Below are 21,550 nucleotides of genomic sequence, written 5' to 3' on the forward strand. Positions count from 1 at the left end.
CAGTGTCCTCCCGGTTCCGGTCCCCGGTGACCCTAGCGCACCCGAAGTGCCCGCAAGATGCTTGATTATGCTCGAAAGTCGGCGCTATCTTGCAGAAAAGAGCATCCAGGGACTTCAGGCTCCAGGATTCAGGGGAGGGCACGGCATGCCCCATGCCGAGGAAGAGCTGAACAGCCAGCCCGACTGCTGGAGGCGCGCCGCCGACACGGCCGAGGCGCGGCGCGCCGTGCTCCCGGATGCGGGGGAGCGGGTGGCGATCGTCGGCTGCGGCACCTCGTACTTCATGGCACAGTCGGCCGCCGCCCTGCGCGAGGCGGCGGGGCAGGGCGAGACGGACGCGTTCGCCGCCTCCGAGTTCCCCCGCCGCCGCTCCTACGACCGGGTCGTCGCCCTCACCCGCTCCGGCACCACCACCGAAGTGCTCGACCTGCTCGCAGGCCTGCGCGGCACGACCCGCACCACCGCCATCACCGCCGACCCGCGCACCCCCGTCACAGCCGTCGCCGACGACCTCGTGGTCCTCGACTTCGCGGACGAACGCTCCGTCGTGCAGACCCGGTTCGCCACCAGCGCCCTCACCGTGCTCCGCGCCCACCTGGGCCTGCACACCGACGCGGCCGTCGCCGACGCCCGCACCGCGCTCACCGCCGAACCGCCCGCCGTGGACCGGACGCAGTACGCCTTCCTCGGCCGGGGCTGGACCGTGGGCCTGGCCAGCGAGGCCGCCCTGAAGATGCGGGAGGCCGCCCTCGCCTGGGCCGAGGCCTACCCGGCGATGGAGTACCGGCACGGCCCCATCAGCATCGCCGCGGACACCACCGCCACCTGGATGCTCGGGCCCGCCCCCGAAGGCCTCGCCGCCCAGGTACGGGCCACCGGCGCCCACTGGATCCACGACGGCCTCGACCCGCTCGCCGGCCTGGTCCGCGCCCAGCGCCTCGCGCTCGCCGTCGCCGCCGCCCGCGGCCTCGACCCGGACCGGCCCCGCCACCTCACCCGCTCGGTGGTGCTGCGCGACCCGGACGGGGGCCGACCGTGCCCCTCGTGACCACCGGCTCCCTCGTCACCGCCGCCGCGGCGGACCACCGCGCGGTCGCCGCCTTCAACATCATCACCCTGGAGCACGTCGAAGCCGTCATCGCCGGTGCCGAGACCGCCGCCGCACCCGTCGTCCTCCAAGTGAGCGAGAACGCCGTGAAGTTCCGCTACGGACGCCTCCTGCCACTGGCCCGCGCCGCCGTCGCCGCCGCCGAACGGGCCGCCGTACCCGTCGCCCTGCACCTCGACCACGTGCACAGCGACGCCCTGCTGCGGCAGGCCGCGGACGCCGGGTTCAGCTCCGTGATGTACGACGCGGCCCGGCTGCCGTACGCCGAGAACCTCGCCGCGACCCGGGCCGCCGCCGACTGGGCGCACGCCCAGGGGCTGTGGATCGAGGCCGAGTTGGGGGAGGTGCGGGGCAAGCACGGCCAGCCCCCGCCGGACCCGCACGCCTCCGGGACCCGCACCGACCCGGCCCAGGCCCGCGCCTTCGTCGCCGACGCGGGAGTGGACGCCCTCGCCGTCGCCGTCGGCAGCACCCACGCCATGACCACCCGCACCGCCACCCTCGACCACGGCCTGCTCAAGAGGCTCTCCGCCACCCTCGACGTCCCCCTCGTCCTGCACGGCTCCTCCGGCCTCCCCGACGGCGAACTGCGGGCGGCCGTTGCGGGCGGCATCACCAAGGTGAACATCGGCACCGCCCTCAACCTCGCCATGACCGGCGCGATCCGGCGCTTCCTCGACGAGCACCCCGAGGCCGCCGACTCCCGGGCCTACCTCGGCGTCGGCCGGGAGGCGATGGCCCGCACGGTGACGGACGTCGTCCGCACGCTCGCTACCTCTTCACCGCCCTGAGCACCACGAACTTCGGGTCGCTCGCCACCAGTTCACTGTCGCCGAACAGCCGCCGCAGCTTCACGTGGTACCCCAGGTGCCGGTTGCCGATCACCCACAGCTCACCGCCCGGCCGCAGCGCCCGCCGCGCGCCGGTGAACATCCGCCACGCGGTCGCGTCGGTCGTCGCCTGGTGCGAGTGGAACGGCGGATTGTTCAGCACGACGTCCACACTGCCCGACGCCACCCCGGCCAGCCCGTCCCCGACCCGGAACTCGGCGTGCCCCGGCACCCCGTTCGCCTTGTACGTCGCCTCCGCCGACGCCACCGCCTGGAACGACTCGTCCACGAACAGCACCTCGGCCGCCGGGTCGGCCAGCGCCACCGCCATCCCCACGACCCCGTTGCCGCAGCCCAGGTCCACCACCCGGCGGGCACCACGGGTGTCCGGCAGGTGCTGGAGGAAGAACCGGGTGCCGACGTCCAGCCGGTCGGCGCAGAACACCCCCGCGTGGTTGACGACCGTGCTCCCCGACACCGCCCCGAGCCCTTCCGGGACCGGATAGCTGTACGGCCACGGGTTGCCGGGGCGCGCGAGCGCGGGGTCGGGCGCGCAGAAGATCAGCCGCGCCTTCCGCTCCGCCAGGGAGGTCCGGGTCGGCCCGAGGACCCGCTCGAACAGCCGCAGCGTGGAGGTGTGGATCTCCTTCACCATGCCGGTGCCCACCACGACCGTGCCCGCGTGCACGGCGGGAGCCAGCCGCAGCAGCTGGTCCTCCAGCAGCGCCAGGCTCTTCGGCACCCGCACCAGCAGCACGTCGATCCGCTCCGGCGGCTGATCCTGCGTCGTCAGCAGCCGCACCGCACCCGGCTCGGCACCGGCCCGGGCGAGGTTCGCACGGGTCGCCTCCTGCGTCAGGAAGGAGTCGGTGATCTGCGTCGGCGCGTGCTCCGCGAGCGCCGTGACCAGCGCGCCCCAGCGGTCGCCGACGACCACGACCGTGCCGGACAGCGGCACGCCCTCGGCCGCGAGGTGTCTCAGCAGATACTCGTCGGAGGCGTCCCAGGCACGCAGGCGGTCCCGCGGGTCCTCGGGGAAACGGGTCAGCGCGAGGTCGCCGCCCCAGGGCGTCGTCATACGGTCGTTCATCGTGCGTCCAGGCTAGCCGAGCGCCGGCTCAGCACCGGTGGTGTGCGGGTGGGACCTAAGAGGATTGCGGATCATGGGAGACTCGCCCTCATGAGCGGCAAGGCGGACCCCCGGCAGGCGGGGGAAGGGACCACCTCGAGAACGCGGCTTGACCGGGGGCGCGGAGCGCTCGGCCCCGCGCTGGAGCTGGTGCACACCGGACGGGCACCCACACGGGCCGTCCTCACCGCCGAACTGGGCGTCACCCGCGCCACGGCGGGCGCCGTCGCCGCCGAACTGGAAGCCCTCGGCCTCATCCGCGTCGACGCCCGGCCCGGCGCCGCCGCCGGTTCCCAGGGCCGCCCCTCGCACCGCCTCGAGGTCGCCGAGGACGGCCCCGTCGCCCTCGCCGCCCAGGTGCACGCCGACGGCTTCCGCGCCGCCCTGGTCGGCCTCGGCGGCCGGATCGTCGCGACCGCGCCCGGCTGCGAGACCGTCGACGCCGACCCGGCGAAGGTCCTCGGCTCGGTCGTCGAGGCGGGCGCCGACCTCCTGCGCCGGACCGGCCGCCGCTGTGTCGGCGCCGGACTCGCCGTGCCCTCCGCGGTCGCCGAACCCGAGGGCCTCGCCCTCAACCCCCTGCACCTCGCCTGGCCCGCGGGCGCCCCGGTACGGGAGATCTTCGCCGACTGCGTCCGTACGGCGGGCATCACCGGCCCCGCCTTCGCCGCCAACGACGTCAACCTCGCCGCCCTCGCCGAACACCGGCACGGCGCCGGACGCGGCGCCCGCGACCTGCTGTGCGTGGCCACCGGGCACCGCGGCGTCGGCGGCGCGCTGGTGCTCGACGGCCGCCTGCACACCGGCAGTTCGGGCCTCGCCCTCGAAGTCGGCCACCTCACCGTCAACCCCGAGGGCCGCCCCTGCCACTGCGGCAGCCGCGGCTGCCTGGACGTCGAGGCCGACCCGCTCGCCCTGCTCACCACGGCGGGCCGCGACCCCGGGCCCGAGGTCTCCCTCCTCCAGCAGGCCATCGACCTGCTCCGCCACGAGTACGCCGACCCCGCCGTCCGCACCGCCGCCGAGGCCCTCATCGACCGCCTCGGCCTGGGCCTCGCCGGGCTGGTCAACATCCTCAACCCGGACCGCATCATCCTCGGCGGCCTGCACCGCACCCTCCTCGACACCGACCCCGACCGACTGCGCGCCGTCGTCGCCGACCGCAGCCTGTGGGGCCGCAGCGGCGGCGTCCCCATCCTGGCCTGCACGCTCGACCACAACAGCCTGGTCGGCGCCGCGGAACTGGCCTGGCAGCCGGTCCTCGACGACCCGCTGACCGCCCTCACCTGACCGTTTAGTCGACCAGCGCCTGGGTGCCGAGGACACCGAGCAGCGCGAGCCGTTCGGCGTCCCCGGTGCCCGGCTCGGCGGTGTAGACCATGATCCGCAGATCGCTGCCGGACACCGTCAGCACATCGCAGTCCAGCGTGAGCGGGCCCACCTGCGGATGGTCGACCGTTTTCCGGGAGGCGTCGTGCCGCCCCACGGCACCGGCGTCCCACAGCTCGGCGAACCGGGCGCTGCGGTCCCGCAACTCGGTGATCAGCCGCCGTAGACCGGGATCGTCCGGATACCGTCCGGCGGTCTGCCGCAGATCGGCCACCAGCGCCGTGTGGAAGGCGTCCCGCTGCTCGGCGGTCTGCCGCACCCGGCCGCCCGCGCCGACGAAGTTGCGCCACACACCGTTGCGCTCGTGGCCGCGCCAACCGGACGGGTCACCCATCAGCGCCGCGTACAGCGGATTGGCGAGCAGCAGGGTCCACGCCGCGTCGAAGACGGCGACCGGCGTCCCGGTCAGCCGGTCCAACAGGCGCCGCACGCTCGGCGTGAGGTACGCGGGCACCCGCTCCGGCCCCGGCGGCACCAGCCCGGCCGCCCGGAACAGGAACGCCCGCTCGTCCACGGCCAGTCTGAGCGCCCGCGCCAGCGCCTCCACGACCTGCGCCGACGGACTGACCGCCCGCCCCTGTTCGAGCCGGGTCACATAGTCGGCGGAGATCCCGGCCAGCAGCGCCAGTTCCTCGCGCCGCAGCCCGGCCGCCCGCCGCTGCCCGCCCGCGGGAAGCCCGGCCGCCTCCGGCGCCACCCGGTCCCGCCAGCGCCGTACGGCCCGCCCGAACTCCGAACCAGTCATGCCCCCAGTCAACACCGGCGCCCGCGAACGTTCCTGGTACCGCGAGTCCCAGGAAGACCGGACTCCTGGCCGACCGCCCGGAGCCGCCGCACCGTGGACACATGACGACCACACTGATCACCGGAGCCAACAAGGGCCTCGGCCACGAGACCGCCCGCCGACTGATCGCCGAGGGACACACCGTCTACATCGGCAGCCGCGACGCGGAACGGGGCCGCAGGGCCTCCGAACGGCTGGGCGCCCGGCCCCTCCTCCTGGACGTCACCGACGACGCCTCCGTGGCCGCCGCCGTCAAGACCGTGGAGGCCGAGGCCGGAGCCCTGGACGTCCTGGTCAACAACGCGGGCACCGAGGGCCGAGGCCCGGGCAACACCGTCATCGGCGCCGCCGACGTCACCGCCGACATGATGCGCACCGTCTTCGACACCAACGTCCTCGGCGTCGTCCGCGTCACCCACGCCTTCCTGCCCCTGCTGCGGCGCTCCACCGCCCCCGTGGTGGTCAACGTCAGCAGCGGCCTGGCCTCGCTGACCGGCGCCACCACACCGGACACACCCGGGTACGGCTACCCCGGAGTCGCCTACCCGGCGTCCAAGGCCGCCGTCAACATGATCACCGTGCAGTACGCGAAGGCCTTCCCGACGATGCGGATCAACGCCGTGGAACCCGGCTACACCGCCACCGACCTCAACGGCCGCACCGGCACCCAGACCGTCGAGGAGGGCGCCGGGATCATCGTCCGCATGGCGCTCACCGCCCCCGACGGCCCCACCGGCGGCTACTTCTCCGCCGACGGCCCCCTGCCCTGGTAGCCGCCCTCCAGACCGGCCGGGGAGTACCGGGACGCGCCCCGCGTACTCCCCGGGAGGTACCCGCACTGCCGCTGGCCGTACGACGACCCGGCCCCGTCCCGCGAGCCACTGTCGAGACATCACCGAAACACCGTCCGAACCCCCTCGGGAGATGAGTCGACATGCAGACCCTGGCACACCTCGGCGACGGCGGGCCGGGCCCGTGGATCCTGCTCTTCCCGCTCCTCTGGGCGGCCGTCATCGTCGGCGGCATCACCCTGCTGCGCCGCACCGTGTGGCGCGGCCGGAGCGGCCCGTGGCGCCCCGCCGCCGACGACAACTCCCCGCTCACCGTCCTCGGCAACCGCTTCGCCTCCGGCGAGATCGACGAGGACGAGTACTGGCGGCGACTGTCCGTCCTCGACGAGCAGTTCGGCCGCAAGGGCAAGGGCGGTGCGGCATGACCGCCACCGCCCCCGCACAGATCGCCGCCCGGGTCGTCGACGCCGTCAAGGTCTACGGCACCGGCGACACCGCCGTACGGGCCCTGGACGGGGTGAGCGTCGACTTCCCGGCCGGACGCTTCACCGCCATCATGGGCCCGTCGGGCTCCGGCAAGTCCACCCTGCTGCACTGCGCCGCCGGTCTCGACACCCTCACCTCCGGCACCGCCCACATCGGCGGCACCGAACTGGGCGCCCTCGACGACCGCCGGCTGACCCTGCTGCGCCGTGACCGCGTCGGCTTCGTCTTCCAGGCCTTCAACCTGGTGCCCACCCTGACCGTCGCCGAGAACATCCGCCTCCCCCTCGACCTCGCGGGCCGAGGCGGCGACACCGAGTGGATCGACGGGCTGATCGACGTGGTCGGCCTGCGCGACCGCCTCCACCACCGCCCCGCCGAACTCTCCGGCGGCCAGCAGCAACGCGTCGCCGTGGCCCGCGCCTTCGCGGGCCGCCCGGACGTCGTCTTCGCCGACGAACCCACCGGCAACCTCGACTCCCGCTCCGGCGAGGAGGTCCTCGGCCTGCTCGGCCGCGCGGTGCGCCGGACCGCCCGCACGGTCGTCATGGTCACCCACGACCCGGTGGCCGCCGCCCACGCCGACGAGGTCGTCTTCCTCGCCGACGGGCGCCTGGTGGACCGTATGGCGGCCCCGACCGCCGACAAGGTCCTGGACCGCATGAAGGCCTTCGACGCCCGGGAGGTGCGCTCATGAACGCCTCCCTGCGCCTGAGCGTCTCCGCCCTGCGCGCCCACCGCCGCCGCTTCGCCGGAACCTTCCTCGCCGTGTTCCTCGGTGTCTCCTTCCTTGCCGGAACCCTGGTGATGGGAGACACCCTGCGCTCCGGCTTCGACAGCATGTTCGGCAACGCCACCAGCGGCACCGACGCCGTCGTCCGCAGCGCCGACGCCATCACCACACCGGGGGAGAGCCAGGGGGTCCGCGCCCCCGTCGACACCACCCTCGTACGCACGATCGAAGACGTCCCCGGAGTGGCGTCCGCCGTCCCCAGCATCGAGGGCGCGGGCCAGCTCGTCGGCGCCGACGGCGAACCGATAGGCGGCCAGGGCCCACCCACCCTCGCGGGCAACTGGATCACCGACCCCGAGCTGAACCCGTACGAACTCGCCGAAGGACGCGCACCCGAACGGTCCGGCGAGGTCGTCGTCAACCGCGGCGCCGCCGAGCGCGGCGACCTCCACCTCGGCGACACCACCACCCTCCGCACCCCCGACCCCGTCCAGGTCACCGTCGTCGGACTGGCGACCTTCGGCGGCGAGGACGGCATGGCGCAGGTCACCTACACCGGCATGACCCGCGCGGACGCCGAGAAGTACCTCACCGCCCGCCCCGGCCAGGCCGCGAGCATCCAGGTGCGTGCCGCCCCCGGCACCGACGGGCGAGAACTGGCCGACGCCCTGACGGCCGTACTGCCCCCGGACGTCGAGGCCATCACCGGTGAGGAAGCCGCACAGGAGAACACCGACATGATCTCCAGTCAGTTCCTCGGCGTCTTCACCACCTTCCTCCTGGTCTTCTCCGGTGTGGCCCTCCTGGTGGCCACCTTCTCCATCCACAACACCTTCGCCATCGTCGTCGCCCAGCGCACCCGCGAGAACGCCCTGCTGCGCGCCCTCGGCGCCTCCCGCCGCCAGATCACCGCGGCCACCCTCACCGAGGCCGGCACGGTCGCCCTCCTCGCCTCGACCGCCGGCCTCGCGGGCGGCATCGGCATCGCGGCCGGCCTGCAAGCCCTCTTCCCGGCCATCGGCTTCCCGTTCCCCGAGAGCGAGCTGGTGATCAGTACCCTCTCCCTGTTCCTCCCGCTGGCCGTGGGAGTGCTGGTCTGCCTGGGCTCCGCCCTCCTCCCCGCCCTGCGCGCCGGACGCACCGCCCCCTTGGCGGCACTGCGCGAGACCGCGGTCGACACCTCCGCCGCCTCCCGCATCCGCGCCGCCACCGGCACCACCCTGCTCGCGCTCGCACTGACCCTGTCCCTCACGGGCACCCTCCTCTCCCCGTCGGTGTGGCTCGCGGGCACCGGCGCGGCCCTGGCCCTGGCCGCCTTCGTGGTCCTGGGCCCCGTGGCGGCAACGACAGCCGTACGCCTGCTCGGCGCCCCCCTGGCCCGACTGCGCGGCGTCACGGGCGGCCTGGCCCGCCGCAACGCCCTGCGCAGCCCCAAACGCACCGCGGCCACGGCCGGGGCGCTCATGATCGGCGTGGCGGTGGTCTCCCTCTTCACCGTCTTCGGCGCCTCCCTCAAGGCGACCATGGACCAGACGGTGTCCCGCTCCTTCGCGGGCGACGTGGCCGTCAGCACCCCCTCCTTCGGAGCGGGCGGCAGCGGCCTGAGCCCCCGCCTCGCCGGTGCCATCGCCGAACTGCCCGAGGTGGACACGGCCGTAGGGCTCGGCCGGGGCGTCGCCGAGGTGAACGGCGCGGGCCGCGCCCTGACCGTCACCGACCCGACCGCTCTGCAACGCACCTTCGACCTGGGCGAGGTCGACGGCTCCCTGCGCACCCTGGGCCCCGATGGCATCGCCATCACCGCCAAGGAGGCCGCCCGCCAAGGTCTGACCCTCGGCGACACCACCCGCCTCACCTTCACCGACGGTGACACCCGCACCTTCACCGTCCGCGCGGTCTACGGCCAGTCCGAACTGGCGGGCGACTACGTCATCACCCGCGAGGCCTGGGCCCCGCACCGCACCCAGGACGCCGACACCCTCGTCGCCGTCACCTTCGCCGACGGCGTCACCGCTGCCGACGGCAGGACGGCCGTGGAACAGGTGACCGCCCACTACGGCAACCCCGACGTCCAGACCCGCGACGAGTACGCCCAGTCCTCGGCGGGCGGCATCGACATGATGCTCACCCTCGTCTACGCCCTGCTCGCCCTCGCGGTCCTCATCGCCCTCCTGGGCATCGCCAACACCCTGACCCTGGCGGTCCACGAGCGCACCCGAGAACTGGGCCTGCTGCGGGCCGTCGGCCAGACCCGCGCCCAACTGCGCGCCATGGTCCGCTGGGAGTCCGTCCTGGTGGCCGCCTTCGGCACCACCGGAGGCCTCGCCCTGGGCGCCTTCCTCGGCTGGGTCCTGGTGAGGGCGTCGGACGGCACCAGCGACACCGACTTCGCGTTCGCCCTCCCACCCCTCCAACTCACCATCGTCATCCTGGTAGGCCTCACGGCCGGGGCCCTGGCGGGCCTACGCCCAGCGAGCCGGGCAGCCCGCCTGGACGTATTGAGGGCAATAGCAACCGAGTAACCCCACCAGACAGCGCGGGCGAGCAGCCCTCAACCCCCGGCGCGAGCCCACCAACCCCCACTCTCCCCACGCGCCGGCCGCGAGGGAGCCGAAGGGGCGCGCCGGTGTCGAGAGCGATGGGGGTACCTCCCTGCTCGAGCGAAGCCGAGAGCTTGGGAGAGCGCGGAGGCCCGAAGGGCTGAGCACGATCACGCTCTCGACACCGGCGCGGGCGCCCCGCAGGCGACCGAGCCAGACATTCGGCACGGCACTGGTCGTGGCGCCTGACGCGGCCCCGGCACAGCAGCCGTCGCCTCACCCGGCCACCCCCGCGGCCTCCACCTCCCCCACCTCAGCGAGCCCCAGCTCAACCCCCGGCGCCCCCGAAACCCCGGTCGGCAACGTGAACCACACCACCTTCCCCGAGGCGTCCCGCCGAGCCCCCCAGCTCTCGCTCATCGCCGCCACCATCGCCAGCCCCCGCCCGCAGGTGGACAGGTCCGGGGCGTCCTCCACCACGGGAAGGCGGGGGTCGTGGTCGCGTACCGAGACGGTGAGGCGGTCGAGCAGCAGCTCGATCTCCACGGTGCATATTTTGTCGGGCTGGGCATGCCGGTGGACGTTGGTCAACAGCTCTGTCACACCGAGCGCCGCCCGGTCTATCAGTTGGTCCAGGTGCCAGTAGCGCAACTGCGCAGAAAGGATTCTGCGGACCTGGCCGATCCGCGACGGCAGAGCCTGGAGCTCCACCGTGCACTGCCTGCTCGGGTGACTGATCACGGCTGCGACTCCCCGACGTGAGGCCCGGAAGAACACTGAGGACGGATCCAGCAGGGTGCTTGATGCCAAACGGCCGCCTGCTGTCGTGGCCGGCGGGCTGGTTCGCAGCGTTATCGCCGGTAAACCCAGAGTGACGTGGAACCAGCGTGACGCAAGGGGTCCGGCACCGCAACTCGCGCATGACCGCAGGCGTCCCGCGTGCGCGGCTATCCGCGTCCCGCCGCCCGCCGTACGGCTTCGATGAACCGGCGCGCCGCGGGTGGCCCCGGCTCGCCCGGCGCGGGGTCGCGGTCGCCCAGGGTGAGCAGGTACCGCGTGCCGTTGAGGTCGGCGAGTGCCCGGTCGTCCGAGGCGAACCACGGCTTCGACGCGCGCACCGCCTGCACCGGCGCGCTGTCGATCTCACTGCCGTAGCTGGTCAGCAACTCCACCCTGCCGTCGCTGATCCGCACCTGTCCGGCCCGGGTGAGCGAGCGCAGGCCCTTGCCGATCCGCACGCCCATGGCCGTGAACTCCGGCTCCGCCATGCTCTCCCGCCCCCTCGTCACGCCTTCCGCTCAGCCGCTCCCGCACGGGTAGCGCTCCGCGCCGTCCTGACTCGGTGCAGTCTGCACGCCACCGAAGGTGAATGCCAGTGCGCAGGACGGCCGACTCCCGTACCACCCGAAGCACTCACGCGAATGCGCCCCCCGTCCGCCCCCTTGAGCTGTCTTGAGTCTTCTGGAGTCTTCTGGAGTCGTCGCGATTCCGCTTGAGTCGGCGCTGAGTCATCGTCCACGGGGGTGACCCAGGGTGTCCTTTGAGGCGCCCAAAGATGCGTTTATGCAGGTGAGAAGCGTGCGCCGGATGCATATCATCGGGGTACCGGCCGCGCGACGCGCCGTCGGCGCGCAGCCCCGAGGAGCCTTGCCGTGACCAGTCCCCAGCACGCCCGAACCCTCGACGTCGACCGCAGCGACGCCGCGTACCGCAGCTGGCTGAAAGAGGCCGTCCGCAAGGTGCAGGCCGACGCCAACCGGTCCGCCGACACGCATCTGCTGCACTTCCCGCTCCCCGAGCACTGGGGCATCGATCTGTACCTCAAGGACGAGTCCACCCACCCCACCGGCAGCCTCAAGCACCGCCTCGCCCGCTCCCTGTTCCTCTACGGCCTGTGCAACGGCTGGATCCGCCCCGACCGCCCGGTGATCGAGGCGTCCAGCGGTTCGACGGCCGTCTCGGAGGCGTACTTCGCCAAGCTGACCGGTGTTCCCTTCATCGCGGTGATGCCGCGCACGACCAGCGCCGAGAAGATCCGTCTGATCGAGTTCCACGGCGGCCGCTGCCATTTCGTCGACGACCCGCGGACGATGTACGAGGAGTCCGCCCGTCTCGCGGCGGAGACCGGCGGCCACTACATGGACCAGTTCACCTACGCGGAGCGTGCCACGGACTGGCGCGGCAACAACAACATCGCCGAGTCGGTCTTCCGCCAACTGCGCCTGGAGCGCTACCCCGAACCCGCCTGGATCGTCGCCACGGCGGGCACCGGCGGCACCTCCGCGACCATCGCCCGCTACGTCCACTACATGCAGTACGACACCCGGATCTGTGTCGCCGACCCGGAGAACTCCTGCTTCTTCGAGGGCTGGACCAGCGGCAGCACGACCGTCACCTGTGACAGCGGCTCCAGGATCGAGGGCATCGGCCGCCCCCGGATGGAGCCCAGCTTCGTGCCGGGCGCCGTGGACCGGATGATGAAGGTGCCGGACGCGGCGAGCGTGGCCGCCGTGCGGGCGCTGGAGCGGGCCATCGGCCGCAAGGCGGGCGGCTCCACGGGCACGGGCCTGTGGAGCGCCCTGAAGCTCGTCGCCGAGATGGTCGCCGAGGGCCGCACGGGCAGTGTGGTGACCCTGCTGTGCGATCCGGGCGACCGCTACCTCGACAAGTACTACTCGGACGCCTGGCTGGCCGCACAGGGCCTGGACATCGCCCCGTACACGGCGGCCGTCGACTCCCTGCTGGCGACGGGAGTGTGGCCGGACTGAGGCGCCGGACGGCTCCCGGCCGGGCCCGCGCCCCTCAACGCCCCGCCAACCGCCGGTCCAGCGCGGTGACCGCCTCCCGGAAGGCCTGCCCCAGGCCCGCGCGGGCGAGCCGCAGCACGACGCGGAAGGGTGCGGGACCGTCCGCGGCGAACGTCCACTGCACGCGCGTGCCGGTGCCCACGGGCGTCAGCCGCCACTCCTCGACCAGCGCGCGCACGCCGGGCGCGTTGGTGACGTCCACGCGGTAGGCGTACACCTGGGGTGCCTCGGCGGCGACGACCGTCTCCCGGAACCGGGTCCCGCCCCGCAGCCGTACCTCCCGGCCGCCGCCGCCCTCGTCGGCCCGCGCGGACGTCACCGCCGTGAACCACTCGGGCCAGCCGGCCGTGTCCTCGGCGAGCGCGCGGTACACCGCCTCCGGGGCGGCCGCGATCTCCCGGGCGAAGACCAGCCGTACGGGGGCCTCCCGGACGAAGTCGAGCCCCACCGGACGCAGACGGCGAGCCATGGGCGTAACCCCCTTGTACGGTGCCGGAGTTCCGGCGGCAACGGGCGGCGGACCGGGTGCGCCACCCTAGCTGGCGCACCGTCAGCTGTCAGCGCCCTACCGCCGCGCGGCGGATCACTCGTCGGTGTCCGCGGCGGACTCGCCCGCCACCACCAGTTGCCGCACCCGCTCGGAGATCTCCGACCGCGCGTCGTCCGGGAGCCCGGCGTCGGTGACCCAGGTGTCGACCTGTTCGAGCGTCGCGAAGGAGCTGAGGCCCACCGTGCCCCACTTGGTGTGGTCGGCGACCACCACCACCCGGCGCGCGGAGTGCACGAGGCGCCGGTTGGTCTCCGCCTCCGCGAGGTTCGGCGTGGACAGTCCGGCCTCCACCGATATCCCGTGCACGCCGAGGAGGAGCACGTCGAAGTGGAGGGTCGCGATGGCCTGGTCGGCGACCGGGCCCACCAGCGAGTCGGAGGGGGTGCGTACCCCGCCGGTGAGCACCACCGTGGCCGCGCCCTGCCGGGGGCCGGAGGTGCGCTGCGCCGCGTGGAAGACGTCGGCGACCCGCACCGAGTTGGTGACGACGGTGAGGTCGGGTACGTCGACCAGCCGGTGGGCCAGCGCGTACGTCGTCGTACCGCCCGACAGGGCGATCGCGGCGCCCGGCGCGACCAGCTCCGCCGCGGCCCGCGCGATGTCCTCCTTGGCGGTCAGCTCAAGGCCGGACTTGGCCTCGAAGCCCGGTTCGTGGGTGCTGGCCTCCGCGACCGGCACCGCGCCGCCGTGCACCTTCTCCAGGACGCCCTGCCGGGCGAGCGCGTCGAGGTCGCGGCGGACGGTCATGTCCGACACCCCGAGCTTGCGGGTCAGCTCGTTGACCCGGACGCCGCCCCGGCGTCGTACCTCGTCCAGGATCAGGGCGCGCCGCTGCTCCGCGAGGAGGTTCTGATTCTCGCTCACGTACGCTCCGGTCCTCTCGACTCAAGCCGTCCCAGCTGTTCGACATGGCGTGCGCACCCGCTCCGACTAGGGCGGATCGCATGTTCCGGGCGGGCGGCGGTCCCATCCTCGCACGGCCCGCGACGGGCCGCGCCACCGGCCGTACCGTCGCGCACATGTCATTTACGTCTCATCCTCGGCACGGCTGTCACACGGATCGGGGAGATTCGGTGACGACGGGTGTGCGCGGGACCGCGCAGCGTGGATGCTGAACCCCGCACCTGCTCAAGCCGACGGCACGTCACGGGGGAAGCGGAACAGTGGAACGTGCGCAGGAACGCGCCTTCGCCGACGGGGCGACCCGTCCGGCCGGGCGGCCCGAGGAAGCCCTGGAACTGCTGGTCCACGGGGTGGGCGGCACCACCCCGGAAGAGATGCTGGACGACCCGCGCACGGTACGGGTCGCCGGGGACGACACCGCGGCACTCTTCCGCCGCGCGGCCGACACCGCCGACCCGGGGGCCGCCGCCGACCCGACGGCCACCGAGGGACGGCCCGTCCCGGAGGCGTACGTCTGGTGCAACCTCACCTCGGGCAACGGCACCCGCGCCTTATGGCTGTTGCTGCTCCCGTTCATGGTGGTCAACCTCGCCCACTGGATGCGGCCCAGCGTCCGCGACCGCCGCACCCGCACGGTGCGGCTGTACGGCGCGCTGGTACGGCTCGTCGGGCTGACGCTGACCGTCCTGCTGGTCGCGGCGGCCTGCGAGGTCGCCCTCGATCTGGCGGCCTGGCAGTGCGCGGGCACGCGCGCGTGCGCCGAGAACCACTCCTGGCTGGGCTTCCTGTCACCGGCCGGGTCGGGCGGCGGCTGGTGGAGCGCCCCGGGCCGCCGGCTGGCGCTGGCCTCCCTGGTGCCGCTCGCCCTGACCGGCCTGCTCTGGTACCTGTCCCGGCGCACCTGGAACGCGTACGAGTCCCAGCCGCCGCTGGCCCGCACGGCCGAGGAGGAGACGGGCGGCAGCGCGCTGGCGCAGCCGGGGTTCTGGTACGGGCGGCGCCTGGTGGCCCGGCTGCGGGCCGCGCACACCGCGGCGGGCCTGCTGACGGTGGCCGCCGGGGTCGGTCTCGCCGCCGCCCGCCACGACCGCGAGCCCGGCGGCCCGGCCGCCCTCGCCGCGCTCGGCCGCCTGCTGGAGGCGGCCCTGCTGACCGGCGCGGTCCTCGTGGTGTGGGTGGTCTGCCGCCGCGGCGGCACCGACCGGCGCGTCGACCGGGACCGCGACGGCCGTCTCGTACGGTGGCTGCCGCCCGGCTCCCTCGCCCTGCTCCTGCTCACCTTCCTGTACGCCGGCTGGGAGCGGCCGGGATGGCGGTCGCACGGGCCGCTGCACGACGACGCGCCCTTCGGGGGCCTGGTGCTCCTCCAGGGGCTGCTGGTGGTCGTGCTGGCCGTGGTCGCCCGCCTCCTGCACCGCGACCTGCCCGACGCGCGTGCCGCGATGCGCGGTCTCGGCGGACCGGCCGTCGCGCTGCTCGCCTGCGCGCTGGGCGGGGTGATGGCCGGCGGTGTCGCCCAGCGGGTCGCGGACTGGCTGGACGGCACGGGCACCTCCATCGACGGCCCGCCGGTCCTGCTGACCTGGCAGGCGTCCGTGATCCCCCCGCTGCTGCTGGTGCTGTTCGCGCTCTGCGGCTGGCTCGCCCGGCGCACCCTGCGCCGGTCCCGCGCGCAGCGCGCCGAGGTGGACGGCGACTACCCGGACGAGACTCGCGACCCCGAGCGCACCCACGCCATCGCCCGCAGCCGGGCCATGGCCGCGCTCACCGACTCCGGTCCGCTGCTCATCGCCGTCATCACCGCCGTGACCCTGCTGCTCGGCACCGGGGCCCTGGTCGGCGCCTTCGCCACCGGCGAGGCACCGGGCCCGGCCGCGCGGGGCACCCATCCCTTCGTCGAGGGCGCCGCCGAGACCGCGCAGGTGCTGGGCTCCTGGCTGATAGGGCTCGGGTTCATACTGTTCGTCACCTGGGGCAGGCGCGCCTACCAGGACGCCTCCGCGCGGCGCACCATCGGCATCCTGTGGGACGTCGGCACCTTCTGGCCGCGCGCCGCCCACCCGTTCGCGCCGCCCTGCTACGCCGAGCGGGCCGTGCCCGACCTGACCTGGCGGATCGACACCTGGACCCGTTCCACGGGCGGCCGTCTGGTGATCTCCGGGCACTCCCAGGGCAGCGTCCTGGCCGCCGCGGCGGCCTGGCAACTGCCCCCGCGGGTGCGCGGCCGGGTCGCCCTGCTGACGTACGGCTCCCCGCTGGAGCGGCTGTACGGCCGCTGGTTCCCGGCCCACTTCGGGCCCGACGCGCTCGCCGCGCTGCACCGGGACGTCGACTGCTGGCGGAACCTGTACCGGCTCACCGACCCCATCGGCGGACCGGTGCGGGTGTCGGGGGGCGACGGCACACCCGCGGTGGACAGCCCGCCGTTGAAGGACCCGCTGGCGCACGGCCGCACCGACCGGCATCCGCTGCCGATGCCCGTCCTCGGCCACTCCGGGTACCAGGCGGACCCGGCCTTCGCCGAGGAACGCGAGATGCTGCTCGCCCGCCTCCGCCCGGAACTGCCCGCGCCGCGCCCGGAGAGCGCGCCCTGACCCCGCCCGGGTGGCGGGTCAGGGCAGCTCCGGCAGATCCTCCGCGTAGAGCAGCGTCAGGTCGTCGGTGCTGGGCTCGGCCACCTGGGCGACCCGGCTCGCGTGCCGTTCCACCATCGCCTCGAAGGTCTGCCGCGCGGTACGGCCGTTGCCGAACGCGGCCCCCTTGGGGATCTCGGTGAAGTACTTCAGCAGTGCCTGGTCGGCGCCCGGCGCCAGCCGGTACTCGTGCTCCTCGGCCTGCTGCTCGACGATCCGCAGCAACTCCCCGGGACCGTAGTCGGTGAAGGTGATGGTGCGGGAGAAACGGGACGCCACACCGGGGTTGACGGAGAGGAACCGCTCCATCTCGGCGGTGTAGCCCGCGACGATCACCACGACCGCGTCCCGGTGGTCCTCCATCAGCTTCACCAGGGTGTCGATGGCCTCCTTGCCGAAGTCGCGGCCCGCGTCCTGCGGGGACAGCGCGTACGCCTCGTCGATGAACAGCACCCCGCCGCGGGCCCGTTCGAACGCCTCCTGGGTGCGGATCGCGGTGGAGCCGATGTGCTCGCCGACCAGGTCGACGCGGGACACCTCGACGAGGTGGCCCTTCTCCAGCACCCCGAGGGAGGCGAGGATCTCGCCGTAGAGCCGGGCGACCGTGGTCTTGCCGGTGCCGGGGGAGCCGGTGAAGACCAGGTGGCGCTTGACGGACGCGGCCTTGAGCCCGGCCTGCTGACGGCGGCGGCCCACCTCGATCATGTCGGTGAGGGCGCGCACCTCCCGCTTGACGCTGTCCAGGCCGACCAGCGCGTCCAGCTCCCCGAGCACCGCCGTGGACGTCCGCACCGGCTGCGCGGGCTCCTCCGGGGCGGCGGGCGGCGCCGGTTCGGCGGCCCGCTGCCCGGGGATCGCGCCGAGCAGCCCGGGGGACTGGGTGGTCGTCTGTACGGCGGTCCGGGGCGCCGCCGTGGGGCGTACTCCCGCGCTCTCGTCGCTGGTGCAGTCCTCGACGACCGGGCCGGACGCGGGGTCGGCGTCGGGCCCCGCGTCCCCGAACTCGTACCCGCCGCGGGCACAGCGCTCCGTGCGGCACTTGCGCAGGGTGGTGCGGGAGCCGTCGATGACGTGGAAGCCGTAGCCGCCGCTGCCGGTCACCCGGCAGTGCTGGAAGGTGCCCCGGCCGCCCGCCGACACATAGAAGCCCGCCTCGGCGGGGGAGTCGACCGTGCACCGCTCGATGACCGGGTCGGCGCCCTTGGTGACGATCACTCCGGTCTGCACGCCGTCCAGGGAGCAGTTGTTGAGGGTGCCGCCGCTGCCGTGGTCGCGGAACCAGGCGCCGGTCGCGGCCTCCCGGATGCGGCAGTCGTCGAGCTGCGCGGTCGCCCCGTCGCTGACGGACACGGCGGTGTTGCGGACCTGGGTCAGATCGCTGTCGACGACGTCCGCGCGGGAGCCGCGGTCGAGGACGAACAGCGCGTCCGGCACGTCGTGCACCCGGCAGGAGTCGAGGACGGCGGTGGCGCCGTCGCTGACCCAGACGGCCGGGTAGTCGCCGGTGCTGTCGGAGATCTCGCACTGGTTGGCGTCCACCCGGGTGCCCGGGTCCCACACCGACAGGCCGTTGCGCCCGAACCGGGAGACGGTGGTGCGGGTCAGGGTGAGCACCGCGCGGGAGCGCAGGTCGACCGCGTTCTCCGGGATGTCGTGGAGGCGGCAGTCGGCGAGGGTGAGCACCGCGTCGGTGTCGAGGGTGACACCGTCGGCGGTGGTGCGGTGCACCTCGCAGTCGGTGAGGTGGGCGGTGGCGCGGCCGGTGATCTGCACGCCGCTGCCGCGGACCTCGTACACCTCGCAGCCGACCGCCTCCAGCATGGAGTTGTCCCCGGTCGCGGTGAGTCCCGCGCCGGAGGTGTGGTGCACCCGGCAGCGCTCCAGCCGGGGGTGGGCGCCGCCGCGCACCGCGACACCGGACTGACCGGCCGAGACGACCTCGCACTCCTCGAAGACACCGCCCCCGCCGTCGACCACGGCGATGCCGATGCCCGCCGGGTTGTCGACGGTGCAGCGCCGCACGGTGGGCCGGGCGCCGTCGCGGACCTCTATCCCGGCCGCGGACCGGGTGACGACCCGGATGTCCGTCAGCTCCGGAGCGCCCTCCTCCACCAGCAGCGCGGGCGCCGTCGCGTCCTGGCCCTCGACGTGCAGGTCCTGGACGACCGCCGAGGCGCGCACCGTCAGCGGCACCCCGTCGACGGGCGCGATGCGCACCGAGCCGGGGGCGCCCTCGGGGCCGCGCAGGGTCACCGCCCGCTGGACCACGAGGTTCTCCCGGTAGGTGCCGGGGGCGACGGTGAGGACGTCACCGTCGGCCGCTGCCTCCAGGGCGGCGGCCAGTGACGCGTACTCACCTGTGCGGCGCCGCCACCGCGATGTGCCGGTGTGCGTCACCTGGACCGTGCCCTGTGCCATGGCGTTGCTGTGCCCCCACCTCGTCGTACGCGGGTCGATGCCGATGAAGTCCGGCCGGTCCACCGTAGCGTGCGCGGCGACGGTGGGTTGACCAGAGACGGAAGGCCGTCAGCTGCCGGTGCCGGTCCTGCCCCAGTCCGGCCCGGCCTGTTCCCAGGCCCGGTCCCAGCGGGCGTATCTGCGGCGGACCATCCGCCACACGACCAGTCTTCTGACGCCCTCGACCAGACAGGCCGTCAGCACGGCCGCGCCGAACCCGGCGAGGACCGCGTGCGTCGTCGCGGTCCCGGGGTCCAGCGGGCGGGTGACGACGCGCCCCCGGTCGTCGGTCCATATCCGCACCCGGTCGCCGGGCCGCGGGTCCTGGACGCGCACCATCACCGGGCCGTGCCGCTCGGTGCCGTCCGGGGCGGTCCACTCGGCGAGGACGCGGCTGCGCACGTCCCTGGCGGTGGTCTCGGGGTCGACGGTCAGGGTGCCGCCGGTCAGTTCACGGACGACCGTGGCCGTCACCTCGTGCCGCGACCGGTGCTGTTCCTGGAGCGACCGCTGCAACGCCCTCTCCGTCGCGGCGCCCGCGAGGCCGCCGAGCAGCGGCGCGGCGAGCAGGATCAGCAGCAGGGCGACCAGGGCCACCCAGGACTCGACCAGATCGGTCCCGCGGCGCAGCGGGTTGTGCCGCCACCGCCAGAGCCCGCCGATCGCACGCACCGTCCGGCACCCCCGTCCCCTGAACTCGTCCCGTGCTTCCCGGTTCTCTCACGGACCGCACACGAGATCCCAACGAGCGGGCGCCGCGCGGGGGTTCCCGCGGCCCCCGTGCCGGCCCGGATCTGGCCGAGAGCCACGCCGCGGGGTGCGGCCACCCCGTGAGGTGCGGCCACCCCGTGGGGCGTGGCCGCAGGTGGACCGCGGCCGAGGGGTCAGGCGAGGGCGCGGACCGGGTCGCCGACGCGGATGGTGCCGCCGGACTGGGGGACGAGGTTCTGCCCGAAGACCAGTTCGTTGCCGAAGCGGCGGTGCCGTCCCAGGGTGCGCAGCGGCTCCCGTCCGCGCTCGCCGCTGGCCTGGTCGGTGGTGGTGACGACGCACCGCCCGCAGGTCCGCGCGACGCGGAAGGTGACGTCCCCGATGGCGACGCGCGACCAGTCGTCCTCGGCCCACGGCTCGGTGCCGGCCACGACCACGTTGGGCCGGAAGCGGTTCATCGGCAGCGGGCCCTCGGAGGCGTGCTCACCCTCGGAGATCAAGGAGTTGAGGGCGTCCAGGGACGAGGTGGAGGCGAGGAGCAGCGGATAGCCGTCGGCGAAGCTGACGGTCTCGCCGGGCAGCGCGTACCGCGGGTCGACGGGGCGGCGGGTGGCGGGGTCGTCCATGTGCACCAGGCGCACCTCCGCGCCCAGGTAGGCGCTGCACCAGGCGTGCGCGGCGGCGTCGGCCGCGACGCCCTCCACCTTGGTGCCGAAGACGTCCACCGGGACGGTCACTCCCGGCGCCGGGACGGCCACGTCGAGCGGGTCCCGGCCGGACGCCGACAGACGAACGCCGCCGCCGGGCAGAAGTCCGGCGGCGGCGAGCGCCAGGCGCGGTTGCTGGCGTTGCGTGACGACCTTTCCCCCGTCGTCGATCAGCACCCAGCGTCGGTCTCCGGCCAGCCCCCAGGGCTCCACCACGGCCTCCTGACGCGGCAGCGCCCGGAACGCCTTGACCGGATGAACGTGGATCGAATGCAGTGTCGGGTTCCCCATGGCGCCATCGTGCCAGCCGACGGCGCCGACAGCCCGGGGTTGTCCCTCAGTAGCCGCGGTACTGCTGGTTGTTGTACGGGTCCTGGTACGGCGCCGGGGCGGGCCGGGGAGCCGCGGGGCGCATCGCCTCGTACCCCATGTGGCCGGGCGCCGCCGGACGCGGCTGCTGCGGCTGCGGGCCGGGGTAGCCGCGTGGCGCGGTGGCCTGCTGCGGGATGTACGCCGCGGGCGCCTGCTGCAACGGGGCGGGCTGCGGGGCCTGTGGGTAGCCGTAGGACGGCTGGGGGGACGGGGCCGCCGGGAGGGCGGGCAGCGCCGAGGGCAGCGCGGGCAGGTGGGCGCCCGGGGTGTCGTACGGCGCGGGGACCCGGATCGGGGCGATCTGCGGGGTGCCCCGCTCGGCCACGAGCGAGTCGTAGATCGGGGTGTCCGGGAAGGAGGCGGAGTAGTAGCCGCCGCCATAAGTGGAGCGGGGGGAGGTCATGGCACATAAGTTAAGCCCACGATGTGCTGGTTGGGGAGACCGATAAGAGGGTTGTTTTACGTGTCCGCGGTGACCTCGTGTCCCCAATGCGAGCGAACTTGGGAAAAAGGGGCATCAAGCGGCGTCCAAATCGTGTAAAGCCTCAGTTCCTGGCGGGTTACCGGCGGTTGACCACCCCTGTTTCCGGCACGGTCGATGGGACTTCGGCGCCCCGGGCAAT

19 protein-coding genes are annotated in these 21,550 nt (G+C 74.0%); 9 read left to right on the plus strand and 10 right to left on the minus strand.

Going from position 1 to position 21,550, the window contains the following annotated elements; all coding sequences use genetic code 11:
• Window positions 1–145 precede the first annotated feature (145 nt).
• Window positions 146–1,048: an SIS domain-containing protein gene (locus KBY47_RS06545; RefSeq protein ID WP_210919987.1), complete on the plus strand. Its 903-nt coding sequence runs from the start codon at window positions 146–148 to the stop codon at window positions 1,046–1,048.
• Window positions 1,036–1,899, plus strand: coding sequence for a ketose-bisphosphate aldolase (locus KBY47_RS06550; protein WP_210919988.1), 864 nt, complete (start codon window positions 1,036–1,038; stop codon window positions 1,897–1,899). The genes KBY47_RS06545 and KBY47_RS06550 overlap by 13 nt, the downstream gene beginning before the upstream one ends.
• On the opposite strand, the gene KBY47_RS06555 is transcribed toward KBY47_RS06550, so the two are convergent.
• Window positions 1,880–3,016 carry a methyltransferase gene (locus KBY47_RS06555; RefSeq protein WP_210920179.1) on the minus strand — a complete coding sequence of 379 codons (1,137 nt, stop codon included), beginning with the start codon at window positions 3,014–3,016 and terminating at the stop codon, window positions 1,880–1,882. The two genes, KBY47_RS06550 and KBY47_RS06555, sit on opposite strands and share 20 nt — an antisense overlap.
• A gap of 102 nt (window positions 3,017–3,118) precedes the next feature.
• Between KBY47_RS06555 and KBY47_RS06560 the strand changes: the two genes are divergently transcribed.
• Window positions 3,119–4,357 carry an ROK family protein gene (locus tag KBY47_RS06560; protein ID WP_210919989.1) on the plus strand — a complete coding sequence of 413 codons (1,239 nt, stop codon included), beginning with the start codon at window positions 3,119–3,121 and terminating at the stop codon, window positions 4,355–4,357.
• A gap of 4 nt (window positions 4,358–4,361) precedes the next feature.
• Here the strand turns inward: KBY47_RS06560 and KBY47_RS06565 are convergent, their stop codons facing one another.
• On the minus strand, window positions 4,362–5,201 hold the full coding sequence (locus KBY47_RS06565; protein WP_210919990.1) for a helix-turn-helix domain-containing protein: 840 nt from the start codon (window positions 5,199–5,201) through the stop codon (window positions 4,362–4,364).
• A 101-nt stretch (window positions 5,202–5,302) separates the two neighbouring features.
• On the opposite strand from KBY47_RS06565, the gene KBY47_RS06570 reads away from it, so the two are divergent.
• The 4 genes from KBY47_RS06570 to KBY47_RS06585 all read left to right on the plus strand — a co-directional run bounded on the left by KBY47_RS06570 (window position 5,303) and on the right by KBY47_RS06585 (window position 9,769).
• Complete coding sequence (locus KBY47_RS06570) at window positions 5,303–6,013, plus strand: SDR family NAD(P)-dependent oxidoreductase (protein WP_210919991.1); 711 nt, start codon at window positions 5,303–5,305, stop codon at window positions 6,011–6,013.
• A 161-nt stretch (window positions 6,014–6,174) separates the two neighbouring features.
• Window positions 6,175–6,456: an SHOCT domain-containing protein gene (locus tag KBY47_RS06575; protein ID WP_210919992.1), complete on the plus strand. Its 282-nt coding sequence runs from the start codon at window positions 6,175–6,177 to the stop codon at window positions 6,454–6,456.
• Window positions 6,453–7,211 carry an ABC transporter ATP-binding protein gene (locus KBY47_RS06580; RefSeq protein ID WP_210919993.1) on the plus strand — a complete coding sequence of 253 codons (759 nt, stop codon included), beginning with the start codon at window positions 6,453–6,455 and terminating at the stop codon, window positions 7,209–7,211. The genes KBY47_RS06575 and KBY47_RS06580 overlap by 4 nt, the downstream gene beginning before the upstream one ends.
• Window positions 7,208–9,769, plus strand: coding sequence for an ABC transporter permease (locus KBY47_RS06585; protein WP_210919994.1), 2,562 nt, complete (start codon window positions 7,208–7,210; stop codon window positions 9,767–9,769). The genes KBY47_RS06580 and KBY47_RS06585 overlap by 4 nt, the downstream gene beginning before the upstream one ends.
• Window positions 9,770–10,063: 294 nt before the next feature.
• Here the strand turns inward: KBY47_RS06585 and KBY47_RS06590 are convergent, their stop codons facing one another.
• Complete coding sequence (locus tag KBY47_RS06590) at window positions 10,064–10,528, minus strand: ATP-binding protein (protein ID WP_210919995.1); 465 nt, start codon at window positions 10,526–10,528, stop codon at window positions 10,064–10,066.
• Window positions 10,529–10,734: 206 nt separating this feature from the next.
• A complete protein-coding gene (locus KBY47_RS06595) occupies window positions 10,735–11,055 on the minus strand; it encodes a hypothetical protein (protein ID WP_210919996.1) in 321 nt (106 codons plus the stop codon).
• Between the two features lie 384 nt (window positions 11,056–11,439).
• Between KBY47_RS06595 and KBY47_RS06600 the strand changes: the two genes are divergently transcribed.
• On the plus strand, window positions 11,440–12,555 hold the full coding sequence (locus tag KBY47_RS06600; protein ID WP_210919997.1) for a PLP-dependent cysteine synthase family protein: 1,116 nt from the start codon (window positions 11,440–11,442) through the stop codon (window positions 12,553–12,555).
• Window positions 12,556–12,589: 34 nt separating this feature from the next.
• Here KBY47_RS06600 and KBY47_RS06605 read toward each other — a convergent pair whose 3' ends face one another.
• Together KBY47_RS06605 and KBY47_RS06610 are read right to left on the minus strand one after the other, a co-directional pair.
• A complete protein-coding gene (locus KBY47_RS06605) occupies window positions 12,590–13,063 on the minus strand; it encodes an SRPBCC family protein (protein ID WP_210919998.1) in 474 nt (157 codons plus the stop codon).
• Between the two features lie 114 nt (window positions 13,064–13,177).
• The gene (locus KBY47_RS06610; protein WP_210919999.1) at window positions 13,178–14,008 is read right to left on the minus strand and encodes a DeoR/GlpR family DNA-binding transcription regulator; all 831 of its coding nucleotides are present in this window, start codon (window positions 14,006–14,008) and stop codon (window positions 13,178–13,180) included.
• A 299-nt stretch (window positions 14,009–14,307) separates the two neighbouring features.
• On the opposite strand from KBY47_RS06610, the gene KBY47_RS06615 reads away from it, so the two are divergent.
• Window positions 14,308–16,641 (plus strand): hypothetical protein, encoded by a 2,334-nt coding sequence (locus tag KBY47_RS06615; protein ID WP_210920000.1) that lies wholly within the window; start codon window positions 14,308–14,310, stop codon window positions 16,639–16,641.
• A gap of 18 nt (window positions 16,642–16,659) precedes the next feature.
• Here KBY47_RS06615 and KBY47_RS06620 read toward each other — a convergent pair whose 3' ends face one another.
• From KBY47_RS06620 to KBY47_RS06635, 4 genes are all read right to left on the minus strand, one after another.
• A complete protein-coding gene (locus KBY47_RS06620) occupies window positions 16,660–19,098 on the minus strand; it encodes a right-handed parallel beta-helix repeat-containing protein (protein WP_210920001.1) in 2,439 nt (812 codons plus the stop codon).
• A gap of 108 nt (window positions 19,099–19,206) precedes the next feature.
• Window positions 19,207–19,809 carry a hypothetical protein gene (locus KBY47_RS06625; protein ID WP_210920002.1) on the minus strand — a complete coding sequence of 201 codons (603 nt, stop codon included), beginning with the start codon at window positions 19,807–19,809 and terminating at the stop codon, window positions 19,207–19,209.
• Window positions 19,810–20,021: 212 nt separating this feature from the next.
• The gene (locus KBY47_RS06630; RefSeq protein ID WP_210920003.1) at window positions 20,022–20,846 is read right to left on the minus strand and encodes an MOSC domain-containing protein; all 825 of its coding nucleotides are present in this window, start codon (window positions 20,844–20,846) and stop codon (window positions 20,022–20,024) included.
• A 46-nt stretch (window positions 20,847–20,892) separates the two neighbouring features.
• Complete coding sequence (locus KBY47_RS06635; RefSeq protein WP_210920004.1) at window positions 20,893–21,330, minus strand: DUF6643 family protein; 438 nt, start codon at window positions 21,328–21,330, stop codon at window positions 20,893–20,895.
• Window positions 21,331–21,550 lie beyond the last annotated feature (220 nt).

Origin of the sequence: Streptomyces sp. B93 (genome assembly GCF_018070565.1) — a bacterium.
GTDB lineage: Bacteria > Actinomycetota > Actinomycetes > Streptomycetales > Streptomycetaceae > Streptomyces.

What these genes read in the sequence shown, in the direction of transcription:
- KBY47_RS06545 (WP_210919987.1), top strand. Translation starts at nt 146, where the DNA reads ATGCCCCATGCCGAGGAAGAGCTGAACAGCCAGCCCGACTGCTGGAGG.
- KBY47_RS06555 (WP_210920179.1), bottom strand. Translation starts at nt 3,016, where the DNA reads ATGACGACGCCCTGGGGCGGCGACCTCGCGCTGACCCGTTTCCCCGAG.
- KBY47_RS06560 (WP_210919989.1), top strand. Translation starts at nt 3,119, where the DNA reads ATGAGCGGCAAGGCGGACCCCCGGCAGGCGGGGGAAGGGACCACCTCG.
- KBY47_RS06565 (WP_210919990.1), bottom strand. Translation starts at nt 5,201, where the DNA reads ATGACTGGTTCGGAGTTCGGGCGGGCCGTACGGCGCTGGCGGGACCGG.
- KBY47_RS06570 (WP_210919991.1), top strand. Translation starts at nt 5,303, where the DNA reads ATGACGACCACACTGATCACCGGAGCCAACAAGGGCCTCGGCCACGAG.
- KBY47_RS06575 (WP_210919992.1), top strand. Translation starts at nt 6,175, where the DNA reads ATGCAGACCCTGGCACACCTCGGCGACGGCGGGCCGGGCCCGTGGATC.
- KBY47_RS06580 (WP_210919993.1), top strand. Translation starts at nt 6,453, where the DNA reads ATGACCGCCACCGCCCCCGCACAGATCGCCGCCCGGGTCGTCGACGCC.
- KBY47_RS06585 (WP_210919994.1), top strand. Translation starts at nt 7,208, where the DNA reads ATGAACGCCTCCCTGCGCCTGAGCGTCTCCGCCCTGCGCGCCCACCGC.
- KBY47_RS06595 (WP_210919996.1), bottom strand. Translation starts at nt 11,055, where the DNA reads ATGGCGGAGCCGGAGTTCACGGCCATGGGCGTGCGGATCGGCAAGGGC.
- KBY47_RS06605 (WP_210919998.1), bottom strand. Translation starts at nt 13,063, where the DNA reads ATGGCTCGCCGTCTGCGTCCGGTGGGGCTCGACTTCGTCCGGGAGGCC.
- KBY47_RS06620 (WP_210920001.1), bottom strand. Translation starts at nt 19,098, where the DNA reads ATGGCACAGGGCACGGTCCAGGTGACGCACACCGGCACATCGCGGTGG.
- KBY47_RS06630 (WP_210920003.1), bottom strand. Translation starts at nt 20,846, where the DNA reads ATGGGGAACCCGACACTGCATTCGATCCACGTTCATCCGGTCAAGGCG.
- KBY47_RS06635 (WP_210920004.1), bottom strand. Translation starts at nt 21,330, where the DNA reads ATGACCTCCCCCCGCTCCACTTATGGCGGCGGCTACTACTCCGCCTCC.